This is a genomic window from Streptomyces sp. WY228 (genome assembly GCF_019287315.1).
In the GTDB taxonomy this organism is placed as follows: domain Bacteria; phylum Actinomycetota; class Actinomycetes; order Streptomycetales; family Streptomycetaceae; genus Streptomyces; species Streptomyces caviscabies.
The window spans coordinates 1,856,709-1,876,166 of sequence record NZ_CP079114.1; the positions used below are offsets into that span (position 1 = coordinate 1,856,709).

20 protein-coding genes are annotated in these 19,458 nt (G+C 74.5%); 8 read left to right on the forward strand and 12 right to left on the reverse strand.

From position 1 onward, the window contains the following. Nucleotides 1–96: 96 nt before the first annotated feature. Nucleotides 97–828, reverse strand: a complete 732-nt coding sequence (locus KV381_RS07915; RefSeq protein ID WP_030086761.1) for a VIT1/CCC1 transporter family protein — start codon at nt 826–828, stop codon at nt 97–99. A gap of 249 nt (nt 829–1,077) precedes the next feature. On the opposite strand from KV381_RS07915, the gene KV381_RS07920 reads away from it, so the two are divergent. From KV381_RS07920 to KV381_RS07950, 7 genes are read left to right on the forward strand one after another with little or no spacing between them, the layout of a single operon-like run. Beyond that, complete coding sequence (locus KV381_RS07920; protein ID WP_030086763.1) at nt 1,078–2,178, forward strand: ADP-ribosylglycohydrolase family protein; 1,101 nt, start codon at nt 1,078–1,080, stop codon at nt 2,176–2,178. Beyond that, complete coding sequence (locus tag KV381_RS07925; RefSeq protein ID WP_256995026.1) at nt 2,175–3,647, forward strand: ADP-ribosylglycohydrolase family protein; 1,473 nt, start codon at nt 2,175–2,177, stop codon at nt 3,645–3,647. Before KV381_RS07920 ends, KV381_RS07925 begins: the two co-directional genes overlap by 4 nt. After that, entirely contained in the window at nt 3,574–4,767 is a 1,194-nt protein-coding gene (locus tag KV381_RS07930; protein ID WP_218784969.1) for an ADP-ribosylglycohydrolase family protein, read from the forward strand. The genes KV381_RS07925 and KV381_RS07930 overlap by 74 nt, the downstream gene beginning before the upstream one ends. Further along, the gene (locus KV381_RS07935; RefSeq protein WP_218784970.1) at nt 4,764–6,131 is read left to right on the forward strand and encodes an ADP-ribosylglycohydrolase family protein; all 1,368 of its coding nucleotides are present in this window, start codon (nt 4,764–4,766) and stop codon (nt 6,129–6,131) included. Before KV381_RS07930 ends, KV381_RS07935 begins: the two co-directional genes overlap by 4 nt. Further along, entirely contained in the window at nt 6,128–7,018 is an 891-nt protein-coding gene (gene rbsK / locus KV381_RS07940; RefSeq protein WP_030086776.1) for a ribokinase, read from the forward strand. The genes KV381_RS07935 and rbsK overlap by 4 nt, the downstream gene beginning before the upstream one ends. Continuing rightward, nucleotides 7,015–8,238 carry a CaiB/BaiF CoA-transferase family protein gene (locus KV381_RS07945; RefSeq protein WP_030086778.1) on the forward strand — a complete coding sequence of 408 codons (1,224 nt, stop codon included), beginning with the start codon at nt 7,015–7,017 and terminating at the stop codon, nt 8,236–8,238. The genes rbsK and KV381_RS07945 overlap by 4 nt, the downstream gene beginning before the upstream one ends. A gap of 29 nt (nt 8,239–8,267) precedes the next feature. Further along, nucleotides 8,268–9,104 (forward strand): CoA ester lyase, encoded by an 837-nt coding sequence (locus KV381_RS07950; protein WP_086779565.1) that lies wholly within the window; start codon nt 8,268–8,270, stop codon nt 9,102–9,104. A 64-nt stretch (nt 9,105–9,168) separates the two neighbouring features. On the opposite strand, the gene lgt is transcribed toward KV381_RS07950, so the two are convergent. The 11 genes from lgt to hisI all read right to left on the reverse strand — a co-directional run bounded on the left by lgt (nt 9,169) and on the right by hisI (nt 18,670). Further along, entirely contained in the window at nt 9,169–10,155 is a 987-nt protein-coding gene (lgt, locus tag KV381_RS07955; protein ID WP_098027095.1) for a prolipoprotein diacylglyceryl transferase, read from the reverse strand. 98 nt (nt 10,156–10,253) lie between these two features. After that, nucleotides 10,254–11,135 carry a thioredoxin domain-containing protein gene (locus KV381_RS07960; RefSeq protein ID WP_030086784.1) on the reverse strand — a complete coding sequence of 294 codons (882 nt, stop codon included), beginning with the start codon at nt 11,133–11,135 and terminating at the stop codon, nt 10,254–10,256. 74 nt (nt 11,136–11,209) lie between these two features. After that, nucleotides 11,210–12,022: a tryptophan synthase subunit alpha gene (gene trpA / locus KV381_RS07965; protein WP_030622763.1), complete on the reverse strand. Its 813-nt coding sequence runs from the start codon at nt 12,020–12,022 to the stop codon at nt 11,210–11,212. Continuing rightward, nucleotides 12,019–13,305, reverse strand: coding sequence for a tryptophan synthase subunit beta (gene trpB / locus KV381_RS07970; protein WP_030622761.1), 1,287 nt, complete (start codon nt 13,303–13,305; stop codon nt 12,019–12,021). Before trpB ends, trpA begins: the two co-directional genes overlap by 4 nt. Before the next feature lie 137 nt (nt 13,306–13,442). Further along, nucleotides 13,443–13,655, reverse strand: a complete 213-nt coding sequence (trpM, locus tag KV381_RS36400) for a tryptophan biosynthesis modulator TrpM (RefSeq protein ID WP_078611262.1) — start codon at nt 13,653–13,655, stop codon at nt 13,443–13,445. Nucleotides 13,656–13,676: 21 nt separating this feature from the next. Next, nucleotides 13,677–14,486 carry an indole-3-glycerol phosphate synthase TrpC gene (trpC, locus tag KV381_RS07975; RefSeq protein ID WP_014045367.1) on the reverse strand — a complete coding sequence of 270 codons (810 nt, stop codon included), beginning with the start codon at nt 14,484–14,486 and terminating at the stop codon, nt 13,677–13,679. 114 nt (nt 14,487–14,600) lie between these two features. Next, a complete protein-coding gene (locus KV381_RS07980; protein WP_218787187.1) occupies nt 14,601–15,029 on the reverse strand; it encodes a DUF2752 domain-containing protein in 429 nt (142 codons plus the stop codon). Nucleotides 15,030–15,731: 702 nt separating this feature from the next. Continuing rightward, nucleotides 15,732–15,983: an HGxxPAAW family protein gene (locus KV381_RS07985; RefSeq protein WP_030086792.1), complete on the reverse strand. Its 252-nt coding sequence runs from the start codon at nt 15,981–15,983 to the stop codon at nt 15,732–15,734. Between the two features lie 112 nt (nt 15,984–16,095). Continuing rightward, complete coding sequence (locus KV381_RS07990; protein ID WP_030086794.1) at nt 16,096–16,770, reverse strand: TIGR02234 family membrane protein; 675 nt, start codon at nt 16,768–16,770, stop codon at nt 16,096–16,098. A 14-nt stretch (nt 16,771–16,784) separates the two neighbouring features. Beyond that, nucleotides 16,785–18,278, reverse strand: a complete 1,494-nt coding sequence (locus tag KV381_RS07995) for an anthranilate synthase component I (RefSeq protein ID WP_030622755.1) — start codon at nt 18,276–18,278, stop codon at nt 16,785–16,787. 11 nt (nt 18,279–18,289) lie between these two features. Next, nucleotides 18,290–18,670: a phosphoribosyl-AMP cyclohydrolase gene (gene hisI, locus KV381_RS08000; RefSeq protein ID WP_030086797.1), complete on the reverse strand. Its 381-nt coding sequence runs from the start codon at nt 18,668–18,670 to the stop codon at nt 18,290–18,292. Nucleotides 18,671–18,754: 84 nt separating this feature from the next. Between hisI and KV381_RS08005 the strand changes: the two genes are divergently transcribed. Next, complete coding sequence (locus KV381_RS08005; RefSeq protein ID WP_030086800.1) at nt 18,755–19,387, forward strand: TIGR03085 family metal-binding protein; 633 nt, start codon at nt 18,755–18,757, stop codon at nt 19,385–19,387. Nucleotides 19,388–19,458: the final 71 nt, after the last annotated feature.

Below are 19,458 nucleotides of genomic sequence, written 5' to 3' on the forward strand. Positions count from 1 at the left end.
GCCCAGTGGGCGGCGCCAAGACGTACGTCACACACGTTGCCGGGCGGTTGCGCTGTTCGGGCGACCGGGTTACGCCGTCCGCCGCCCCGCTCCGGATCAGCCGACGGCCACGCCGAACAGCGTGCCGAGCCCGTACGTCAGGGCCGCCGCCGTGCCGCCGAGGGCGAGCTGGCGCAGTCCGCTGAACCACCAGCTGCGGGCCGTCACCCGGGCCACCACCGCGCCGCAGCCGAAGAGGCCGAGCAGGGCGAGGAGCACCGAGGGCCACAGGGCGCTCGCTCCGAGGAGGTAGGGCAGGACGGGCAGCAGGGCGCCGAGCGCGAAGGCGCCGAACGAGGAGACGGCGGCCACCAGCGGTGAGGGCAGGTCGCCCGGGTCGATGCCGAGTTCCTCGCGGGCGTGGATCTCCAGCGCCTGGTCCGGGTCGCGCGACAGCTGCCGGGCGACCTCGCGGGCCAGCGGGGCGTCCACGCCGCGCGACTCGTAGAGCGCGGCCAGCTCCGCCATCTCGTCCTGGGGGTGCTTGCGCAGTTCGCGGCGTTCGACGTCGAGCTCGGCCTCGACCAGTTCGCGCTGCGAGGCGACGGAGGTGTACTCGCCCGCCGCCATGGAGAAGGCCCCGGCCGCAAGCCCGGCCAGGCCGGTGATCACGATGGTCTGCTGGGAGACCGCGCCGCCCGCGACCCCGGTCATCAGGGCGAGGTTGGAGACCAGACCGTCCATCGCGCCGAAGACGGCGGGCCGCAGCCAGCCGCCGTTCACATCCCGGTGGGTGTGGTTGTCCCGGTGCGCCTCGTGCAGATCGGCGTTGGTCTCGATGATGGCCACGGTGCCCTTCTCCCCATTCCGTACAACTTTCGACAAAGTCCAATGTACGCCGGTCGGGCGACCGCCGCCAGCAAGGCAGGCCTGGCTTACCACCCCTCTGACCTGCGAAGAAAGGCCAGCCTCAGCTATCCGGCCGGTCATCCGAGTGGCCCTTTTCCGGCCCGTTCCCGCCTCCGACCGGCCTCCGCGTGGCACAGATACGGACAGGGCCCGGATACGGACTCGCCGGACGAGCGGAAGGGCGACGCGATGGACACGGCCGTCGGCAATGACCGGGCCAGGGGTGCGCTGCTGGGCCTGGCGGTCGGGGACGCGCTCGGCGCCCCGGCGGAGAATCTGCGGCCCTCCGAGATCCGCCGCCGCTGGGGGCGGATCGAGGGCTTCGTGAGCGATGACCCGGCGGGCACCGACGACACGGAGTACGCGATCTTCTCCGGGCTGCTGCTGGCCCGGCACGGCTCGGCGCTCGACGTCTCCCACGTGGAGCGGGCCTGGCACCACTGGATCGCCGATCTGGACGAGGGCCCGTTCCGGGGCGCCGGGTTCAGCGAGCGCGGCACGCTGGAGAATCTGCGCCGGGGCCTGGCCGCGCCCATCTCGGCCCAGCACCGGCACGCCTGGAGCGACGGGCTCGCGATGCGGGCGGCGCCCTTCGGGGTGTTCGCGGCGGGCCGCCCCGCCGAGGCGGCCCGGCTGGTCGCGGTGGACGGCCGGGTCAGCCACGAGGGCGAGGGGATCTACGGGGGCCAGGCGGTGGCGGCCGGGGTGGCCGCGGCGATGGTGGGCTCGGGCCTCGCCTCGGTGATCGCGGCCGCGCTCTCGGTGGTCCCGATGGACTCCTGGACCGCCCGGTCGCTGCGCCGGGCGGTGGCGGCGGCCCAGCGGCCCTACCCCGACCGGCTCACCATGGAACGGGCGGTGCGCTCGGCGGTGGTGATCGCCGGCTACCCGTGGACGGACCTGGCGCCGGAGGCGGTGGGCCTGGCGTTCGGGGCGTTCACGGCGGCGCGCGGGGACTTCCGGACGGCGGTGCTCACGGCCGTCAACATGGGCCGCGACGCGGACACGACGGCGGCGGTGGCGGGCGCCCTGGCCGGGGCGCTGCACGGGGAGAGCTCGATCCCGCCGGACTGGGCGGCCGCGATCGGCCCGGTCCGGGGCAGCTGTCTGCCCTCGATGCGCGGCTACCACGTGCTGGACATCGCGGAGCTGCTGACGCCGGACGATCCGGGAGCGGCCGGGGCGGCGGAACACCCCCAGGAGCGGGGCGGCGGTCGCGAGCCGTCGGCCGTACGGGACATGGCGTCCGTGGCCGCCGCCTTCGCGCCCGTACGGGAGGAGCGGCGATGACCGCGGCCCGCGAGACGGCCGGGGCCCCGGCCGCGCCCACGACGACCGCCACCGGCGGAACGGCCGGAAGCCACCCGGCGACGACCGCGACCGGCGAATCGGTCAGGAGCCGCCCGGCGACGACCGCGACCGGCGGACCGGTCAGGAGCCGCCCGGCGACGACCGCGACCGGCGGACCGGTCAGGAGCCGCCCGGCGACGACCTCCGCGGGAGAGGCGGCGACGCCCTCGGCGCGCACGACCATCGGGACCCCCGCGCCCACCCGCCGGGCCCGGATCGAGGGGCTGCTGCTCGGGCTGGCGGCGGGCGATGCCGCCGGGTGGCCCGCCGCCCGGCACCGGGCGGCCCGGATGCCCGAGTGGACCCGGCGGCTCACCCGGGAGCTGGACACCTTCGCCGAGCAGAACGCGACCACCACGCTCCCGGTGCCCATCGCCCTCAACCAGCCGCCCGAGCCGCTGCGGCTCGGGCCGTCCGACGACGCCGAGTGGGCCGCGTTCGCCGCCCGTACGGTGCTGGCGGCGGCGGCCGACGACGCGGCGGGCCTGGCCCCCGGCCGCCGGATGCGGGACGCGGTCGACCGGGCCTGGAACGCGCTGGCCGCCACCGTCGCCGCCGCCAGCGCCCGGGCCCCCGAGGTCGAGGCGGCGGTGCTGCCGCTGCGGGCCCGGATCTCGGTGCGGGCCGGGCTCGGCAATCTGGCCGCCGGGCTGCGGCCGCCCGCCACCGGGCACGACAACCCGCACTACTTCGACGACGCCGCGTGCGTCCGGGCCGCCGTGCTCGCCGTGGTCCACCCGGGCGATCCGGCGGAGGCGGCCGCGCTCGCCGAGTTCGACGCCCGCTACACCCAGGACGGCGACGGGGTGCACGGGGCGCGGGCCATGGCGGCGGCGGTCGCCGTGGCGCTGGCCGGGGCGGACGTCGACGCCGTGGTGAACGCCGCCCTGGAGCAGCTCCCCGAGGGCATCGAGATCGCCCGCAACGCCGTGCACGCGGTCCGCCTCGCCCGGGAGTTCGCGGACGAGCCGGCCGGGGCGTTCGCCCTGGTCCCGGTGTTGGAGCACCAGATCGTGGACCACGTCTACAGCTACGGGATCGCGGCGGCGGAGACCGTCCCCGTCGCCCTGGCCCTCACCACCGCCGCCCGGGGCGAGATCGCCCAGGCGCTCCCGGCCGCCGCCTGCCTCTCCCGGGTGGCGGACTCCGCGCCCGCCCTGGCCGGGGCGCTGACCGGGGCGATCGGCTCGATCACCGCCGTACCGGCGGGCTGGCGCGAGGCGTGCCGGACGCTGGCGGGCTGCGCGCTGCCCCGGCTCGCGGGCACGGACCTGATCGAACTCGCCGGGCTGCTGGCAGCCACGGAACCGGCCACCCCGGGTGGACAATTCCGGCATGACGCCCACAACGGCCATGGAAGCCGCCCCCTCGGCCCCGCACCCCTCCCCCACCACGCCCGGACTCGATGACCGGATCACCCGGGCCCTCGTCGGAGCCGCCGTCGGCGACGCGCTCGGCGGCCCGGTCGAGGGCTGGACCCCCGAGCAGATCGCCGAACGCCACGGCGGCCGGGTGACCGGGATCGTCGGCCCCTGGTACGGCGAGGACTGGCGCACCGCGCGCCCCATCGCGCCGTACCACAAGGGCGACGGGCACGTCACCGACGACACCCTGATGACCCATGCGCTGATCCGGGTCTACGCGAAGGTCCGCGACCACCTCGACGCGTACGCCGTCGCCGACCATCTCGTACCGGATCTGCTCTCCCCGCGCTGGATCCCGGAGCTGGAGGCCGAGGCGCTGCCGCTCCAGCGGATCTTCCTGGCGGAGAAGTGGATCGTGGCCCGGCTGCACTACGGGCACATCGACCCGCGCGAGGCCGGTGCGGGCAACATCGTCAACTGCGGGGCGGCGATGTACATGACCCCGGTCGGGCTGGTCAACGCCGGTGATCCGCGGGCCGCTTACGCCGAGGCGCTGGAGGTCGCGGCCCCGCACCAGTCCTCGTACGGGCGGGAGGCCGCCGGGGTCTTCGCGGCCGCCGTCGCCGCCGCGTGCCGCCCGGGCGCCACACCGGAGGCGGTGGTCGACGCCGCGCTCGCCCTGGCGAAGGACGGCACCCGCTCCGCGATCGAGGCGGTCTGCGAAGTGGCCGCGCGCCACGAGGACTTCGAGGCCGCGCTCGCCCCGCTGCGGGCCGCGGTGGAGCCCTTCGACACGGTCGGCCCCGACTACCGGGCCCCCTCGCTCGGCGCGCGCCGCCCCTCCCGGCTGCACGCCATCGAGGAACTGCCCGTCGCGCTCGGCATGTTGCTGGTCGGGGGCGGCGACTACCGGCGTACGGTGCTCGGTTCGGTGAACTACGGGCGGGACTGCGACTCCATCGCGACGATGAGCGGGGCGATCGTGGGCGCGCTCGGCGGTGAGGTCCCGGCCGACTGGGCGGCCACCGTCGCGGAGGCGAGCCGGCTGGACCTGCACACCCCCGCCCGGACCCTGACGGAGGTCGCCCGGGAGGTCTTCGCCCGGGACCTGGAGCGCCGCCGGGCCCACGAGGAGACGTTCACCGCGCTGGCCGGTACCCGATGAACCTCCGCCTCACCTGGGTGCAGCCGGAGGACCTGGTCGGGCACGAGCTGCGGCAGGCCGCGCTGGACGGCCGGGACGCCCGGGAGATCGAGGAGCGGTGGTACGCGGCCGGGGGCGCGCCCGCCCCGGACCGCGCGGGCGCGTCCGAACCGCCCGCGCCGCCGCGACTGCGCGCACTGGCCGAGCGGCTGCTCGACGAACTCGCGCTGCTGGAATCGCCGTTGGCCGCCGACGAGCCCACCGACCTGGACGCGATCGTCGCCGCCTGCCCGCACTGGCCGGGCCCCGTGGACACGCCTTTCCCGGTCGGCCGGGACCGGCTGCACGCGGCCTGGCTGGGCCGGGCGGCGGGCTGTCTGCTCGGCAAGCCGGTCGAGAAGCTGCCGCTGACCGGCATCCGGGCCCTGGCCCGCGCCACCGGCAACTGGCCGCTCTCCACCTGGTTCACCGCACACGGCGTGCCCGCCGAACTGCTCGCCGCCCACCCCTGGAACCGCCGCTCGGCCCCCACCTCGCTCGCCGAGAACATCGACGGCATGCCGGAGGACGACGACCTCAACCACCCCCTGCTCACCCTGCTGTTGCTCCAGCGGCACGGGCGGTCCTTCACCACCGCCGATCTCGCCCGGCTCTGGCTGGACGAACTGCCGGCCGGCCGGACGTTCACCGCCGAGCGCATCGCGTACGGCAATCTCCTCGCGGGCGTCGAACCGCCGGAGACCGCCCGCTTCCGCAACCCGTTCCGGGAGTGGATCGGCGCGCAGATCCGGGCCGACGTGCACGGCTGGACCCACCCCGGCGACCCGGCCGGGGCCGCCGCCCAGGCCCACCGCGACGCGGTCCTCACCCACACCGGCAACGGGGTGTACGGCGCGATGTTCACCGCCGCCGCGCTGGCCGTCGCGGCGGGCGGCGAGAGCGATGTGCACGGCTGCCTGGCCGCCGGGCTGCGGGTGGTGCCGCCGCACTCGCGGTACGCCCGCGCGATCCGCCTCGGCATCGAAACCGCCCGTACGGAAGGGGAGTTCGACGTGGTGGTGGACCGGCTGCACGCCGCGTACGCGGACACCCACCACTGGGTGCACGTACTGCCCAACGCCGCGCTGCTGGCCGCCGCCCTCACCCACGCCGACGGCGACTTCACCCGGTCGATCGGCCGCGCGGTCTCGGGCGGCTGGGACACCGACTCCAACGGGGCGACCGCCGGGTCGCTGGCCGGGCTGCTGGCGGGCGGGCCGGACGCCCTGCCCGAACGGTGGACGGCTCCGCTGAAGAACCGGCTCGCCACCTCCGTACCCGGCTTCGACCGGACCGGGTTCGACACCCTCGCCGCACTGACCCATCAGGAGGCTCTGCGCCCATGACCCGTATCGCGGTGCTCGGCAGCACCAATATGGACCTCGTCGCCTACACGGCCCGCGCCCCCGGCCGCGGCGAGACCGTCACCGGACGGGAGTTCCGGACGATCCCCGGCGGCAAGGGCGCCAACCAGGCCGTCGCCGCCGCCCGCGCGGGCGGCGAGGTCACGATGATCGGCGCGGTCGGCGACGACGTCTACGGCACCCTGCTGCGCGACGGCCTCGAACACGCGGGGGTGGACACCGATCTGCTGCACACCGCCGAGGGCCCCAGCGGCACCGCGCACATCGTGGTCGACGACACCGGGTCCAACGCGATCGTGGTGATCCCCGGCGCCAACGGTGTGGTGACCGCGCTCGGACCCGGGGAGATCGCGGCGATCGCCGCCGCCGATCTGCTGCTGATGCAGCTCGAACTCCCGCTGTCCGCCGTCGTCGAAGGAGCCCGCGCGGCCCGCGCCCAGGGCGTCCGCACCATCCTCACCCCCGCCCCCGTGCAGCCGCTGCCCGACGAACTCCTCGACCACATCGACCTGTTGGTGCCCAACGAGCACGAGGCCGCCGAGCTGTCCGGGCAGGCCGAACCGCACGCCGCCGCTCAGATCCTGCTGCGCCGGGTGCCCGAGGTGATCGTCACGCTCGGCGCGAAGGGCTGTCTGTACGCGGCCCGGGGCGGCGAGCCGGTGCTCTTCGAGGCGCCCTCGGTGAACGCCGTCGACACGACCGGGGCCGGAGACACCTTCGTCGGGTCGCTGGCGGTGGCGCTCGGTGAGGGGCGGCCGGTGGCGAAGGCGCTGGCCTTCGCCTCCGCGGCCGCCGCGCTCTGCGTCCAGAAACCGGGCGCGTCCACGTCCATGCCTTACCGGAGCGAGATCGAGGCGGAGACCGTATGAGCACCACAGCAGCAGGCCCGACGAGTACGACAGCGGCGGGACCGCTGACCGGGCTGAAGGTCATCGACCTGGCCACCCTCTTCGCCGGACCGCTCGCGGCCACCATGCTCGGCGACTTCGGCGCCGATGTGATCAAGGTCGAGCACCCCCGTAAGCCGGACCCCTCGCGCGGGCACGGGCCCGCCAAGGACGGGGTGGGCCTGTGGTGGAAGCTGCTCGGCCGCAACAAGCGCGCCCTCACCCTCGATCTGTCCGCGCCCGGCGGCCGGGACGTGCTGCTCCGGCTGGCCGCCGGGACGGACGTCATCGTGGAGAACTTCCGGCCCGGCACCCTGGAGCGCTGGGGGCTCGGCCCCGAGGAGCTGCACGCCGTCAACCCGCGTCTGGTGCTGGCCCGGGTCACCGGCTTCGGCCAGTTCGGGCCGTACGCCCACCGCCCCGGCTTCGGGACGCTCGCCGAGGCGATGAGCGGGTTCGCCGCGATCACCGGGGAGCCGGACGGGCCGCCGACGCTGCCGCCGTTCGGGCTCGCCGACTCCATCGCCGCGCTGGCCACGGCGTACGCGGTGATGGCCGCGCTCGCCGGGCGGGAGAAGACCGGCGAGGGGCAGGTGGTGGACCTGGCGATCATCGAGCCGATCCTCACCGTGCTGGGCCCGCAGCCGCTCTGGTACGACCAGCTCGGCCATGTCCAGCCGCGCACCGGCAACCGCTCCCGCAACAACGCCCCGCGCAACACCTACCGCACCGCCGACGGCCACTGGGTCGCGGTCTCCACCTCCGCCCAGTCCGTCGCCGAGCGGGTGATGCGCCTCGTCGGCCGCCCGGACCTGATCGAGGAGCCCTGGTTCGGCGCGGGCACCACCCGGGCCGAGCACACCGAGGAGCTGGACGGGGCGGTCGGCCACTGGATCTCCCGCCACAGCCGCGAGGAGGTGATCAACGGCTTCGAGAAGGCGGAGGCGGCCGTCGCGCCGATCCAGGACGTACGGGAGGTGATGGAGGACCCGCAGTACCGGGCGCTGGGCACCATCGCCGAGGTCGACGACCCGGAGCTGGGGCCGCTGCGGATGCAGAACGTCCTCTTCCGGCTCTCGGGGACGCCGGGCGGGATTCGCTGGGCGGGCCGCCCGCACGGCGCGGACACCGACGAGATCCTGGCCGGGCTGGGTCTCTCGGAGAACCGGATCGCGGCGCTGCGGGACCAGGGGGCGCTGTGAGCGACTGCACGGCCGCCGCCGTCCCTCCGCTGCCGGAGGACGCTCCCGTGCCGCCCGGCCGGCCGCCGCTGACCTGGCTGTACGTGCCCGGGGACCGGCCGGAGGTGGTGGCCAAGGCGCTGGGCAGCGGGGCGGACGTGGTGATCGTCGACCTGGAGGACGCCGTCGCCCCGGACCGCAAGGAGTACGCGCGCTCCGCCACCGCCGAACTCCTCGCGGACCCGGTGACCGCGTCGCCGGACGCCGTACCGGTCCATGTCCGGGTGCACGGCGAGGACGACATCCGGGCGCTGACGGGGCTGCCGGGGCTGTCCGGTCTGCGGCTGCCCAAGATCACCCACGCGGTCTCGGTGCACCATGTGGCGGCGGTGGCCCCCGGCGTACCGCTGTATCCGCTGCTGGAGTCGGCGCTCGCCGTGGAGCACGCGTACTCGATCGCCACGGCCGACCCCGCGGTCCGGGGCGTCGCGCTGGGCGAGGCGGACCTGCGGGCCGACCTGGGCGTACGGGAGGACCGCGGGCTCGACTGGTCGCGCAGCCGGCTGGTGGTGGCGGCCCGGGCGGCCGCGCTGCCGCCGCCCGCCCAGTCGGTGTTCCCCGACGTCCGGGACCTGGACGGGCTGTGGACCTCGTGCGCACGGGGGCGGGCGCTCGGGCTGCTGGGGCGGGCGGCGATCCATCCGCGCCAGCTGGAGGTGATCGAGCGGGCGTTCCGGCCGACGGCCGAGGAGATCGAGGCGGCGGAGGAGATCGTCGCGGCCTCGGCGGTGGAGGCGGGGGCGCTGGCGCTGCCGGACGGGCGGTTCGTGGACGCGGCGGTGGTGGCGTCCGCCCGCCGCACACTGGCGATCGCCGGGCGGTCCTGAGGTTTCTCAGGTCCGCCCGGCGATCGGGGCAGTGCGGGGCGCGCGCCGTGCGGGGCGCGGGCGGTCAGCTCTTGTCGGCCGCCTCGGGGGCGGAGTCCTTCCGGAGCCGGTCCTTCTTCAGCGGGTCCTCGTCGGCGCTGTCGGTCTCCGGCGCGTCCGCGTCCTCGGCGCCGTCCTTCCCGGCGGCGTCGGCGGCGGCGGTCTTCGCGTCCTCGGTGCTCTTCGTGGCGTCCGCGTCCCGGTCGGGCTCGACGATCTCCTCGCGGCCCGGGCGGATCTTCGCGGAGATCACGATGTAGGCGACGGCGAGGACGAAGACGAGGATCGCGGTCCACACGTTCAGGCGGAGGCCCAGGACGTGGTGGGCCTCGTCGACCCGCATGTACTCGATCCAGCCGCGTCCCGCGCAGTAGGCCGCGACGTACAGCGCGAACGCCCGCCCGTGGCCGAGCCGGAAGCGGCGGTCGGCCCAGATGACCAGCAGCGCGACACCGATGCACCACAGCGACTCGTACAGGAAGGTCGGGTGGTACGTCCCGGCGACCCGGTTCGGGCCGTCGCTGATCTCCAGCGCCCAGGGCAGGTCGGTGGGCTTGCCGTAGAGCTCCTGGTTGAACCAGTTGCCCCAGCGGCCGATGGCCTGGGCGATGGCGATGCCCGGGGCCAGTGCGTCGGCCCAGGCGGGCAGCGGGATGCCCCGGCGGCGGCAGCCGATCCAGGCCCCTACGGCGCCGAACGCGATGGCGCCCCAGATGCCGAGGCCGCCCTCCCAGATCTTGAAGGCGTCGACCCAGTCCTCACCGTCGCTGAAGTACAGCTGGTAGTCGGTGATCACGTGGTAGAGCCGGCCGCCGACGAGACCGAAGGGCACGGCCCAGACGGCGATGTCGGCCACGGTGCCGGCTTTGCCGCCCCGGGCGATCCAGCGCTTGTTGCCGAACCAGACGGCGACGAAGACACCGATGATGATGCAGAACGCGTAGCCGCGGAGCGGGATCGGGCCGAGCTCGATCACGCCGGTCGACGGGCTGGGAATGAAGGCAAGGTTCATGGCGAGGTCGACGCTACCTTGCCGGGCGGTGGGTACGGCAAGCCACCCGGCAACGTCTGGGTAACGAGGACCGCGTCACGGGCGGTCGCGGAGGCCGGTCAGGAACCGGCGGCGGACGACGGGGCGGCCGGGTCGGACGAGCCCTCGGACGCGCCCTCCTCCGGGGTGGCCGGAGCGTCGGTGCCGGGCTTCTTGCCCTTGTTGGCCGCGGCGACCCACTTCTTCAGATTCTCCGGGGAGATCTGCTCGTCGCCCTTGCTCGGGAAGACGGACTCCCCGTTGAGCAGCACCGTCGGCGTGCCCTGGAAGCCGCCCTCGCGGAACGCCGTGTCGGACTTCTTCACCCAGCTGTCGTGCTCGCCGTCCTCCACACAGCTGCGGAAGCCCGGGGTGTCGAGCCCCTCGACCTTCCCGGCCAGCTCGATCAGCCGGCTGTTCTTGCCAAAGGCGTCGTCCGGCTCGGGAGGCTGGTTGCTGAAGAGGACGTCGTGATACGGGGCGAACCTGCCGTCGTCCTGGGCGCAGGCGGCGGCGTTGGCGGCGCGCAGCGAGCCGGTGCCACCGAGATTGCCGTCGATGATCGTGGCCAGGTGGTACTCCACCTTGACCTGGCCCTCGTCCGCCAGCTCCTTGATGGTGTCCCGGAAGGCGTTCTCGAACTGGGCGCAGACCGGGCAGCGGAAGTCCTCCCAGATGGTGAGGGTGGACGGGGCGTCGGGCGCGCCGACCGGGAGGGTCAGGGCGGCCTCGCCGGTCGCGCCCGACGGGGCGATGGCGGGACCGGAGGCGGTGTCGCCGCCGTCGTCCTTGCCGGCGTTGGCCGCGATCAGGCCGACCACGGCGGCCAGGGCGAGCACCCCGACCACGGCCGAGGCGACGATCAGGGTCCGGCGGCGCTTCTCGCGCCCCTTCTCCCGCTCGCGCTGCTGGGCCAGGCGCTCACGCGCGCTTCTGTTTCCCTCAGGGATCTTGTCGCTCACACCCGGGAAACGAACCGGGGAGGCGCCTCCGCGCCTCCCCGGTCCACAATCCACCCATTCGGGTGGTTCACGGCTCAGCGCTTTCGAACACCTTCGGCCAGTTCGCCCGCCAGGGAGCGGACGGCGGCGAGGCCGGCGGCCTCGTCGGGCGCGTCCAGCATGGCCTTGACGAAGGCCGAGCCGACGATCACACCGTCGGCGAACCCGGCAACCTCGGCGGCCTGTGCCGCGTTGGAGACGCCGAGGCCGACGCAGACCGGCAGATCGGTGGTGGCGCGGGTGCGTCCCACCAGGTCCTGGGCCTGGGCGCCGACGGAGGCGCGGGTGCCGGTGACGCCCATCAGCGAGGCGGCGTAGACGAAGCCGCTGCCGGCCGCCGTGATGGTGGCGAGGCGGGCGTCCTGACTGCTGGGGGCGACGACGAAGACGGTGGCGAGACCGTGCTTCTCGGCGTGCTCCCGCCACAGGGCGGACTCCTGGACCGGCAGGTCGGGCAGGATGCACCCGGCGCCGCCCGCCTCGGCCAGCTCGGCGGTGAAGCGCTCGACGCCGTACCGGTCGATGGGGTTCCAGTACGTCATGACCAGGATCGGGACGCCGGTGGCCTCGTACGCCTCACGGACCGTGCGCATCACGTCGGCGATCCGGACGCCGCCGCGCAGGGCGATGTCGTCGGCGGTCTGGATGACCGGCCCGTCGAGGACCGGGTCGCTGTGCGGCAGCCCGATCTCGACGACGTCCGCGCCGCCCGCGATGACGGCCTTGACCGCTTCGATGCCGCCGTCGACGGTCGGGAAGCCCGCCGGGAGGTAGGCGATGAGCGCCGCCCGGTCCGCCGCCTTCGCCGCGGCGAGGGTGGTGTTCAACAGCTCGATGTTGCCGCTCACTTGGCGTCCCCCTCGATCTCGGCGCGGTCGCTGTCGGCGTCCGCCTCGACGGCGGCGTCGGTGTCGTAGAGCCCGAAGTAGCGGGCGGCGGTGTCCATGTCCTTGTCGCCGCGGCCGGACAGGTTGACGAGGATCAGCCCGTCCTTGCCCAGCTCCTTGCCGAGCTCCAGCGCGCCGGCGAGCGCGTGGGCGCTCTCGATGGCCGGAATGATGCCCTCGGTGCGCGAGAGCAGGCGCAGGGCCTGCATGGCGGCGTCGTCGGTGACCGCGCGGTACTCGCCGCGCCCGGTGTCCTTGAGGTAGGAGTGCTCCGGGCCGATGCCCGGGTAGTCCAGGCCCGCCGAGATGGAGTACGGCTCGGTGATCTGGCCCTCGTCGTCCTGGAGGACGTAGGAACGGGAGCCGTGCAGGATGCCGGGCTCGCCCGCGGTGAGGGTCGCCGCGTGCTCGCCGGTCTCCACCCCGTGCCCGGCCGGCTCGCAGCCCACCAGGCGGACGTCGGCGTCGGGGATGAAGGCGTGGAAGAGGCCGATAGCGTTGGAGCCGCCGCCGACGCAGGCGACCGCCGCGTCCGGGAGGCGGCCCGCGCGCTCCAGGATCTGGCGGCGGGCCTCGACGCCGATGACGCGGTGGAAGTCGCGGACCATCGCGGGGAAGGGGTGCGGGCCCGCGACCGTACCGAAGAGGTAGTGCGTACGGTCCACGTTGGCGACCCAGTCGCGGAACGCCTCGTTGATGGCGTCCTTGAGGGTCCGCGAGCCGGACTTCACGGCGACGACCTCGGCGCCGAGCATCCGCATCCGGGCGACGTTCAGCGCCTGGCGCTGGGTGTCGATCTCGCCCATGTAGATGGTGCAGTCGAGGCCGAAGAGGGCGCAGGCGGTCGCGGTGGCGACGCCGTGCTGGCCGGCGCCGGTCTCGGCGATGACGCGGGTCTTGCCCATGCGCTTGGTGAGCAGCGCCTGGCCCAGCACGTTGTTGATCTTGTGCGAGCCGGTGTGGTTCAGGTCCTCGCGCTTGAGGAAGATCCGGGCGCCGCCCGCGTGCTCGGCGAAGCGCGGCACCTCGGTCAGCGCGCTGGGCCGGCCGGTGTAGTCGACCATCAGCTCGTTGAGCTCGGCGGCGAAGGCCGGGTCGGCCTTCGCCTTGTCGTACTCGACGGCGACCTCGTCCACGGCGGCGACGAGCGCCTCCGGGATGAACTTGCCGCCGTACGCGCCGAAATAGCCCTCGGCGCTGGGGATCAGACCCTCGGGGTCCGGAATGAAGAAGTCGGACGACATGCGACGTGCTCCTTGGCATGGCAACGGATGGATGCACCGTATGCGCAAAGGAGCGAGCCCCACCGCGACCGGCGTGCGGTCGGGGCGGTGCGGTCGTACGTACGGGACGGGTGCTGCGGTACGTCGGCCGGGGCTCGCTACTGCGCGGACCCCGGGCGCCATCGCATCCCGTTCACCTGGCCGGGCTCGTCGCCGATGACGTACCGCACGCGCCGTCCGTGCACGCGCCGGGCGGGCGCCCGGCAGCCGCGCGGCCTGCACCCGCGCGCCAGCGGGGCGTGCGGGTCCCTGGCCGGGGACCCGGCCAGGCCGAGGCCCGGTCGGGTGCGGGGCACGGGACGTCCGGTCATGGTCGCTGTCGTCCGCCCCGGTCAGCCGCGGCCGTGGCGGAGCGCCGGGTGGGCGCCCGCGGCGACCAGGTCGGCGACGGCGGCGCGCGGGTCGCGGCCGGTGACCAGGGACTCGCCGACCAGGACGGCGTCGGCGCCTGCGTTGGCGTACGCGATCAGGTCGTGCGGGCCGCGGACACCGGACTCGGCGACCTTGACGATGTGGTCGGGGATCTCGGGGGCGACGCGCTCGAAGGTGGAGCGGTCGACCTTGAGGTCCTTCAGGTTGCGCGCGTTGACGCCGATGATCTTGGCTCCGGCGTCCACGGCGCGCTCCGCCTCCTCCTCGTCGTGCGCCTCGACGAGCGGGGTGAGCCCGATCGACTCGGCCCGCTCGATCAGGGAGACCAGGGCCTCCTGGTCGAGGGCGGCGACGATCAGCAGGGCGAGGTCGGCGCCGTACGCCCGGGCCTCCCACAGCTGGTACGAGGTGACGATGAAGTCCTTGCGCAGGACCGGGATGTCGACCTTGGCGCGGACGGCCTCCAGGTCGGCGAGCGAGCCGCCGAAGCGGCGCTCCTCGGTGAGGACCGAGATGACGGACGCGCCGCCCGCCTCGTAGTCCGCGGCGAGCGCGGCCGGGTCGGCGATGGCGGCCAGGGCCCCCTTGGAGGGGGACGAGCGCTTGACCTCGCAGATGACGGTCACGCCCTCGCCGCGCAGGGCGGCGACTCCGTCCTTGGCCTGGGGAGCGCGGGCCGCGCGCTCCTTCAGCTCGTCGAGGCTGACGCGCGCCTGCCGCTCCGCGAGGTCGGCGCGTACGCCGTCGATGATCTCGTCGAGCACACTCACGCGAGCGGCCCCCTTCCGAACGGTGATGAGGGAACAGGATCAGCCATACCGATGGTATCCGCAGGAGCGCCCGGGGCTCGCATCCGGCCACGTGGCGTCCCACTACCTGGGCATTCAGGGGGCCAGTGCGGAGCCGAACGGCAGGTTCCGGACCACGGTGAAGACCAGCAGGACGGCGCCCACGCCCCACCACCAGGCGGGGGCCAGGGCGATCCGCAGGGGCTGTCCGCGCCAGGCCCTGGTCAGCCAGAGGACCCAGACGGCGGCGAAGAGGACGTAGCCGACGGTGGCGATCGCGTTGGCGGAGAGCGCCGTGCCGAGGTCGCCGGTGATGAAGGCGTGGGCGCTGCGGAGTCCGCCGCAGCCGGGGCAGAGGACGCCGGTCAGCCTGAGCAGGGGGCAGACGGGGTAGTGGCCGGGGTCGTTGGGGTCGACGGTGCCGACGTAGCCGAAGGCGGCTGTGACGGCGGCGAGGATCCCTACGGGCGTACCGAGCCGACGCAACCGGCCCGCCCGAGCCGCCGGGCGTCCGGCCTCGCCCACCCAGCCTGCCCGGTCCGTCTGACGCTCGGCCGCGCCTACCCAGCCTGCTCGGTCAGCCTGTTGCTCGGCCGCGCCCACCCAGCCTTCCCGGTCCGCCTGACGCTCGGCCGCGCCCACCCAGCCTTCCCGGCCGGACTGACGTTCGGCCGCGCCCACCCGGCCTGTCCGGTCGGACTGACGTTCGGCTGTGCCCACCCAGCCCGTCCGGCGTTTGAGGACGGAACCGTGGCCTTGGGGGCCGGGCACCTGCGAGGGCCCCTCGCCCGAGGATCCTGTGAGCTGCGGGCTCTCCCTGCCGAGGGTTCCGTCCTCAAACGCCGGACGGGCTGGATCAGCGGGTCCGTCCTCAAGCGGCGGACGGGCTGGGACAGCGGCTCCGGCCTCACGCGGTGAGCGGGCTGGAACAGCGAGGGGTCCATCCTCAAGCGGCGGGCGGGCTGGATCAGGGGGTTCGAGCTCTGGGTGGGCCATGTCCGGGGTGGGGCAGGCCGTCAGGGGGAGGTTCCAGGGGCCGACGCCCTGCGGGTCGGCGGCCGGGCGGGGCCGGTCGTGCTCGGCGGGATCATGGTCCGGCGGCTGGGGGGCGGCGGGGGTAGGCGAGGCGTCCACCCGGTGATTGTCCCCCGACGACGCGAAAAGGCGCAGCCCCACCGGGGCTGCGCCTGTCTGCGTGTCGGTCGCCGGGCCGGCCCGGCGACCGGCTCAGTGGGAGATCTGCGCCCGTCCGGCACGCTCCCGGGCCTCGATCAGCTCGGGCGACTCCTTCTGCACACCGAGACCGGCGGCCCGCATGGCGAGGCCCACGAGACCTCCGGCGAAGACGACGGCGATACCGGCCCAGAAGCCGAGCGGGTTGGCCGCGACCATGAAGACGCCTGCGACGCAGAACCCGATGAACGTGATGATGGCACCGGTCCAGGCGGCCGGGGTGTGTCCGTGGCTCGTGCCCGCCATGAGTTGCTCCTCGTTGGTGTTGCGCCGTGGGTGACGCTGTACGTGTGGCCGCCGCCCGCAGGACGGCTCGGCTCCATTGTCCCGTACGGGACAGCGAGAGGTGAGCGTGGGGTCACGCCTCGCGCGTCGGGTCCTCGCCGCGGTCCAGGGCCTTCCACAGGTCCTCGGGCCGGTCCGGGTCGGGGGCGGTGCGGGGCGCCTTGCCGGGGCGGGGGGTGCCGTCGCGCTCGTACTTTCCGGACATGGCGGGCCAGCGGCTGCCGTAGCGCAGGGCGAGGAGCCCGGCCAGCAGGATCAGCAGGCCGCCGACGGCGGTGACGTAGGGCCAGGCGGTGTGGCTGAGGGCGTGGATGGTGGCCGCCGCGTCACCGGTGGTCCTGGCCGCCTCCTCGTCGAGGGCCGCGCTGTCGGAGCCGCCGGCCCAGGCACTGAGGGCGGCGCCGAGGCCGCTGAGCGCCAGGAGCGCGGCGACGATCCGGCGGCCCGCGCCGCGTACCGCGAAGACGGCGACGAGGGCGGCGAGACCGACGATGGCGAGGGCGGCGGGGACGCCCGTGACGTCCCGGCCGTCGGCGGTCAGCGGCAGGGCGCCGCCGCCGGTGGCCGCCTGGCCCTCGGCCCAGGTCTGCCCGGAGGCGAGCAGGACGACGGTCGCACCGGCCGCGCCGAGGAGCAGACCGGCCGCGAGGGAGCGACGGCTCCCCGCGGAGTCGGGCGCGGCGCCGGACGCGGAGTCGGCGGTTCGGGCACGGGGCTGGGGTACGGGGACGGCACTCACGCCTTCCACTATCCCTTACCGGTTCAGCGGTCGTGGAGCCGGTTGGCCGTATGGACGGCGCGGAGCACGGCGGCCGCCTTGTTGCGGCACTCGGTGTCCTCCGCGACCGGGTCGGAGTCGGCGACGACCCCGGCTCCGGCCTGGACGTACGCGGTGCCGTCGCGGAGCAGGGCGGTGCGGATGGCGATGGCGGTGTCGGAGTCCCCGGCGAAGTCGAGGTAGCCGACGCAGCCCCCGTACAGGCCGCGGCGGCTCGGCTCCAGTTCCTCGATGATCTGCATGGCGCGGGGCTTGGGGGCGCCGGAGAGGGTGCCGGCCGGGAAGCAGGCGGTGAGGACGTCGAAGGCGGTGCGGTCGTCGGTGACGCGGCCGGTGACGGTGGAGACGATGTGCATCACGTGGGAGTAGCGCTCGATCGACATGAAGTCGACGACCTCGACGCTGCCCGGTTCGCAGACCCGGCCCAGGTCGTTGCGGCCGAGGTCGACGAGCATCAGGTGCTCGGCGCGCTCCTTGGGGTCGGCGAGGAGTTCGTCGGCGAGGGCCTGGTCCTCCTGCGGGGTGACGCCCCGGTGCCGCGTCCCGGCGATCGGGTGGACCATGGCCCGGCCGTCCTCGACCTTGACGAGGGCCTCGGGGCTGGAGCCGACGACGTCGAACCCGTCGAAGCGGAAGAGATACATGTACGGGGACGGGTTGGTGGCCCGCAGCACCCGGTAGACGTCCAGGGCGCTCGCCGTGCACGGGGTCTCGAAGCGCTGGGAGGGCACGACCTGGAAGGCCTCGCCGGCCCGGATGCGCTCCTTGATGTCGTCGACGGCCGCCTGGTAGGCCTCGCCGCCCCACAGCGCGGTGTACGGGGGCAGTTCGGACGGGGGCAGGACGGCGGGGGCGTTCTCGACCGGGCGGCGCAGGTCGCGCTCCATCGCGTCGAGGCGGGCGACGGCGTCCGCGTGGGCCTCGTCGACGCCGGTGTCGAGGTCGTTGTGGTTGATCGCGTTGGCGATCAGGAGGACGGTGCCGTTCTGGTGGTCGAGGACGGCGAGGTCCGAGGTGAGGAGCATGGTCAGCTCGGGCAGCTTCAGGTCGTCGCCGCCGTGCTCGCCGATCTTCTCCAGGCGGCGGACGACGTCGTAGCCGAGATAGCCGACCATGCCGCCGGTGAACGGCGGCAGGCCCAGGTCGCTCACCAGGTCGCGCGGGGTGTGCAGGGTCTCGACGGTGGCACGCAGGGCGTCCAGCGGGTCGCCGGTCTCCGGGACGCCGACGGGCGGGGTGCCGAGCCAGTGGGCCTGGCCGTCGCGGGCGGTGAGGGTGGCGTCGCTGCGGACACCGATGAAGGAGTAGCGCGACCAGGTCCGGCCGTTCTCCGCGGACTCCAGCAGGAAGGTGCCGGTGCGCTCGGCGGCGAGCTTGCGGTACAGGCCGACCGGGGTGTCGCCGTCCGCGAGGAGGCGGCGGCTGACGGGGACGACACGGCGGTCGACGGCCAGCTTGCGGAAGGTGTCGAGATCCATGGCCGGTGACCTTACTGGTCGAGGAGGGGGAGGACGTCGGCGTCGAAGCAGGTGCGGTCGCCGGTGTGGCAGGCGGCGCCGGTCTGGTCGACCTTGACCAGGACGGTGTCGGCGTCGCAGTCCAGGGCGACGGACTTCACCTGCTGGACGTGACCGGAGGTGTCGCCCTTGACCCAGTACTCCTGGCGGCTGCGCGACCAGTAGGTGCAGCGGCCCGTGGTGAGGGTGCGGTGCAGCGCCTCGTCGTCCATCCAGCCGAGCATCAGCACCTCGCCGGTGTCGTACTGCTGGGCGATGGCCGGGACCAGGCCGTCGGCGCCGCGCTTGAGGCGGGCGGCGATGGCCGGGTCGAGGCTGCTGGCGGGTGGCGTGGCGCCGGGCGTGCTGGTCATGGGCCCATTGTGCCGTGGTCGCGAGGGCTTTCCGGGCGGACGTCCACTGGGCGGACCCCGGGCGGCGGTCGTACGCTGGCGGGCATGTCGACCCATGCGAAGCGTGAACGTCTTCTGCTCGCCGATCTGTTGGAAGCGGCCGGTCCCGAGGCCCCGACGCTGTGCGACGGCTGGAAGACCCGCGATCTGGCCGCCCATGTGGTGGTCCGCGAACGCCGCGCGGACGCGGCGGGCGGGCTGCTGGTGAGTGCGTTGAAGGCCCGGCTGGAGCGGGTGCAGGCGGAGTTCGCGGCGAAGCCGTACGAGGAACTGATCCAGCTGATCCGCACCGGCCCGCCCCGGTTCTCCCCGATGTCCCTCAAGCAGATCGACGAGGCGGCGAACACCGTCGAGTTCTTCGTCCACACGGAGGACGTACGCCGGGCCCAGCCGGAGTGGTCGCGCCGTGAGCTGGACCCGGTCTTCACCGATGTGCTGTGGTCCCGGACCGAGAAGACGGCCCGGCTGCTGGGCCGCCGGTCCCCGGTGGGGCTGGTGCTGCGCCGCCCGGACGGCCAGACGGCGGTGGCGCACAGGGGGACGCCGGTGGTGACGGTGACCGGGGAGCCCGCCGAGCTGCTGCTGTACGCGTTCGGCCGGCAGGACGCGGCGGACGTCGAGGTGGAGGGCGACCAGGCGGCGGTGGAGCGGCTGAAGTCGGCCGAGCTGGGGATGTAGCCCCTGTAGCCCCGGACCCGGCCGCACAGGTCGGGTCGCGTCCGGTCGGGACGGGTCCGGTCGGGGCCGGT

Bases quoted from the DNA above. Each gene is read 5' to 3' on its own strand.
- KV381_RS07920 (WP_030086763.1), top strand. From the start codon at position 1,078: ATGGACACGGCCGTCGGCAATGACCGGGCCAGGGGTGCGCTGCTGGGC.
- KV381_RS07925 (WP_256995026.1), top strand. From the start codon at position 2,175: ATGACCGCGGCCCGCGAGACGGCCGGGGCCCCGGCCGCGCCCACGACG.
- KV381_RS07930 (WP_218784969.1), top strand. From the start codon at position 3,574: ATGACGCCCACAACGGCCATGGAAGCCGCCCCCTCGGCCCCGCACCCC.
- KV381_RS07935 (WP_218784970.1), top strand. From the start codon at position 4,764: ATGAACCTCCGCCTCACCTGGGTGCAGCCGGAGGACCTGGTCGGGCAC.
- rbsK (WP_030086776.1), top strand. From the start codon at position 6,128: ATGACCCGTATCGCGGTGCTCGGCAGCACCAATATGGACCTCGTCGCC.
- KV381_RS07945 (WP_030086778.1), top strand. From the start codon at position 7,015: ATGAGCACCACAGCAGCAGGCCCGACGAGTACGACAGCGGCGGGACCG.
- lgt (WP_098027095.1), bottom strand. From the start codon at position 10,155: ATGAACCTTGCCTTCATTCCCAGCCCGTCGACCGGCGTGATCGAGCTC.
- trpB (WP_030622761.1), bottom strand. From the start codon at position 13,305: ATGTCGTCCGACTTCTTCATTCCGGACCCCGAGGGTCTGATCCCCAGC.
- trpM (WP_078611262.1), bottom strand. From the start codon at position 13,655: ATGACCGGACGTCCCGTGCCCCGCACCCGACCGGGCCTCGGCCTGGCC.
- KV381_RS07985 (WP_030086792.1), bottom strand. From the start codon at position 15,983: ATGGCGGGCACGAGCCACGGACACACCCCGGCCGCCTGGACCGGTGCC.
- KV381_RS07995 (WP_030622755.1), bottom strand. From the start codon at position 18,278: ATGGATCTCGACACCTTCCGCAAGCTGGCCGTCGACCGCCGTGTCGTC.
- hisI (WP_030086797.1), bottom strand. From the start codon at position 18,670: ATGACCAGCACGCCCGGCGCCACGCCACCCGCCAGCAGCCTCGACCCG.
- KV381_RS08005 (WP_030086800.1), top strand. From the start codon at position 18,755: ATGTCGACCCATGCGAAGCGTGAACGTCTTCTGCTCGCCGATCTGTTG.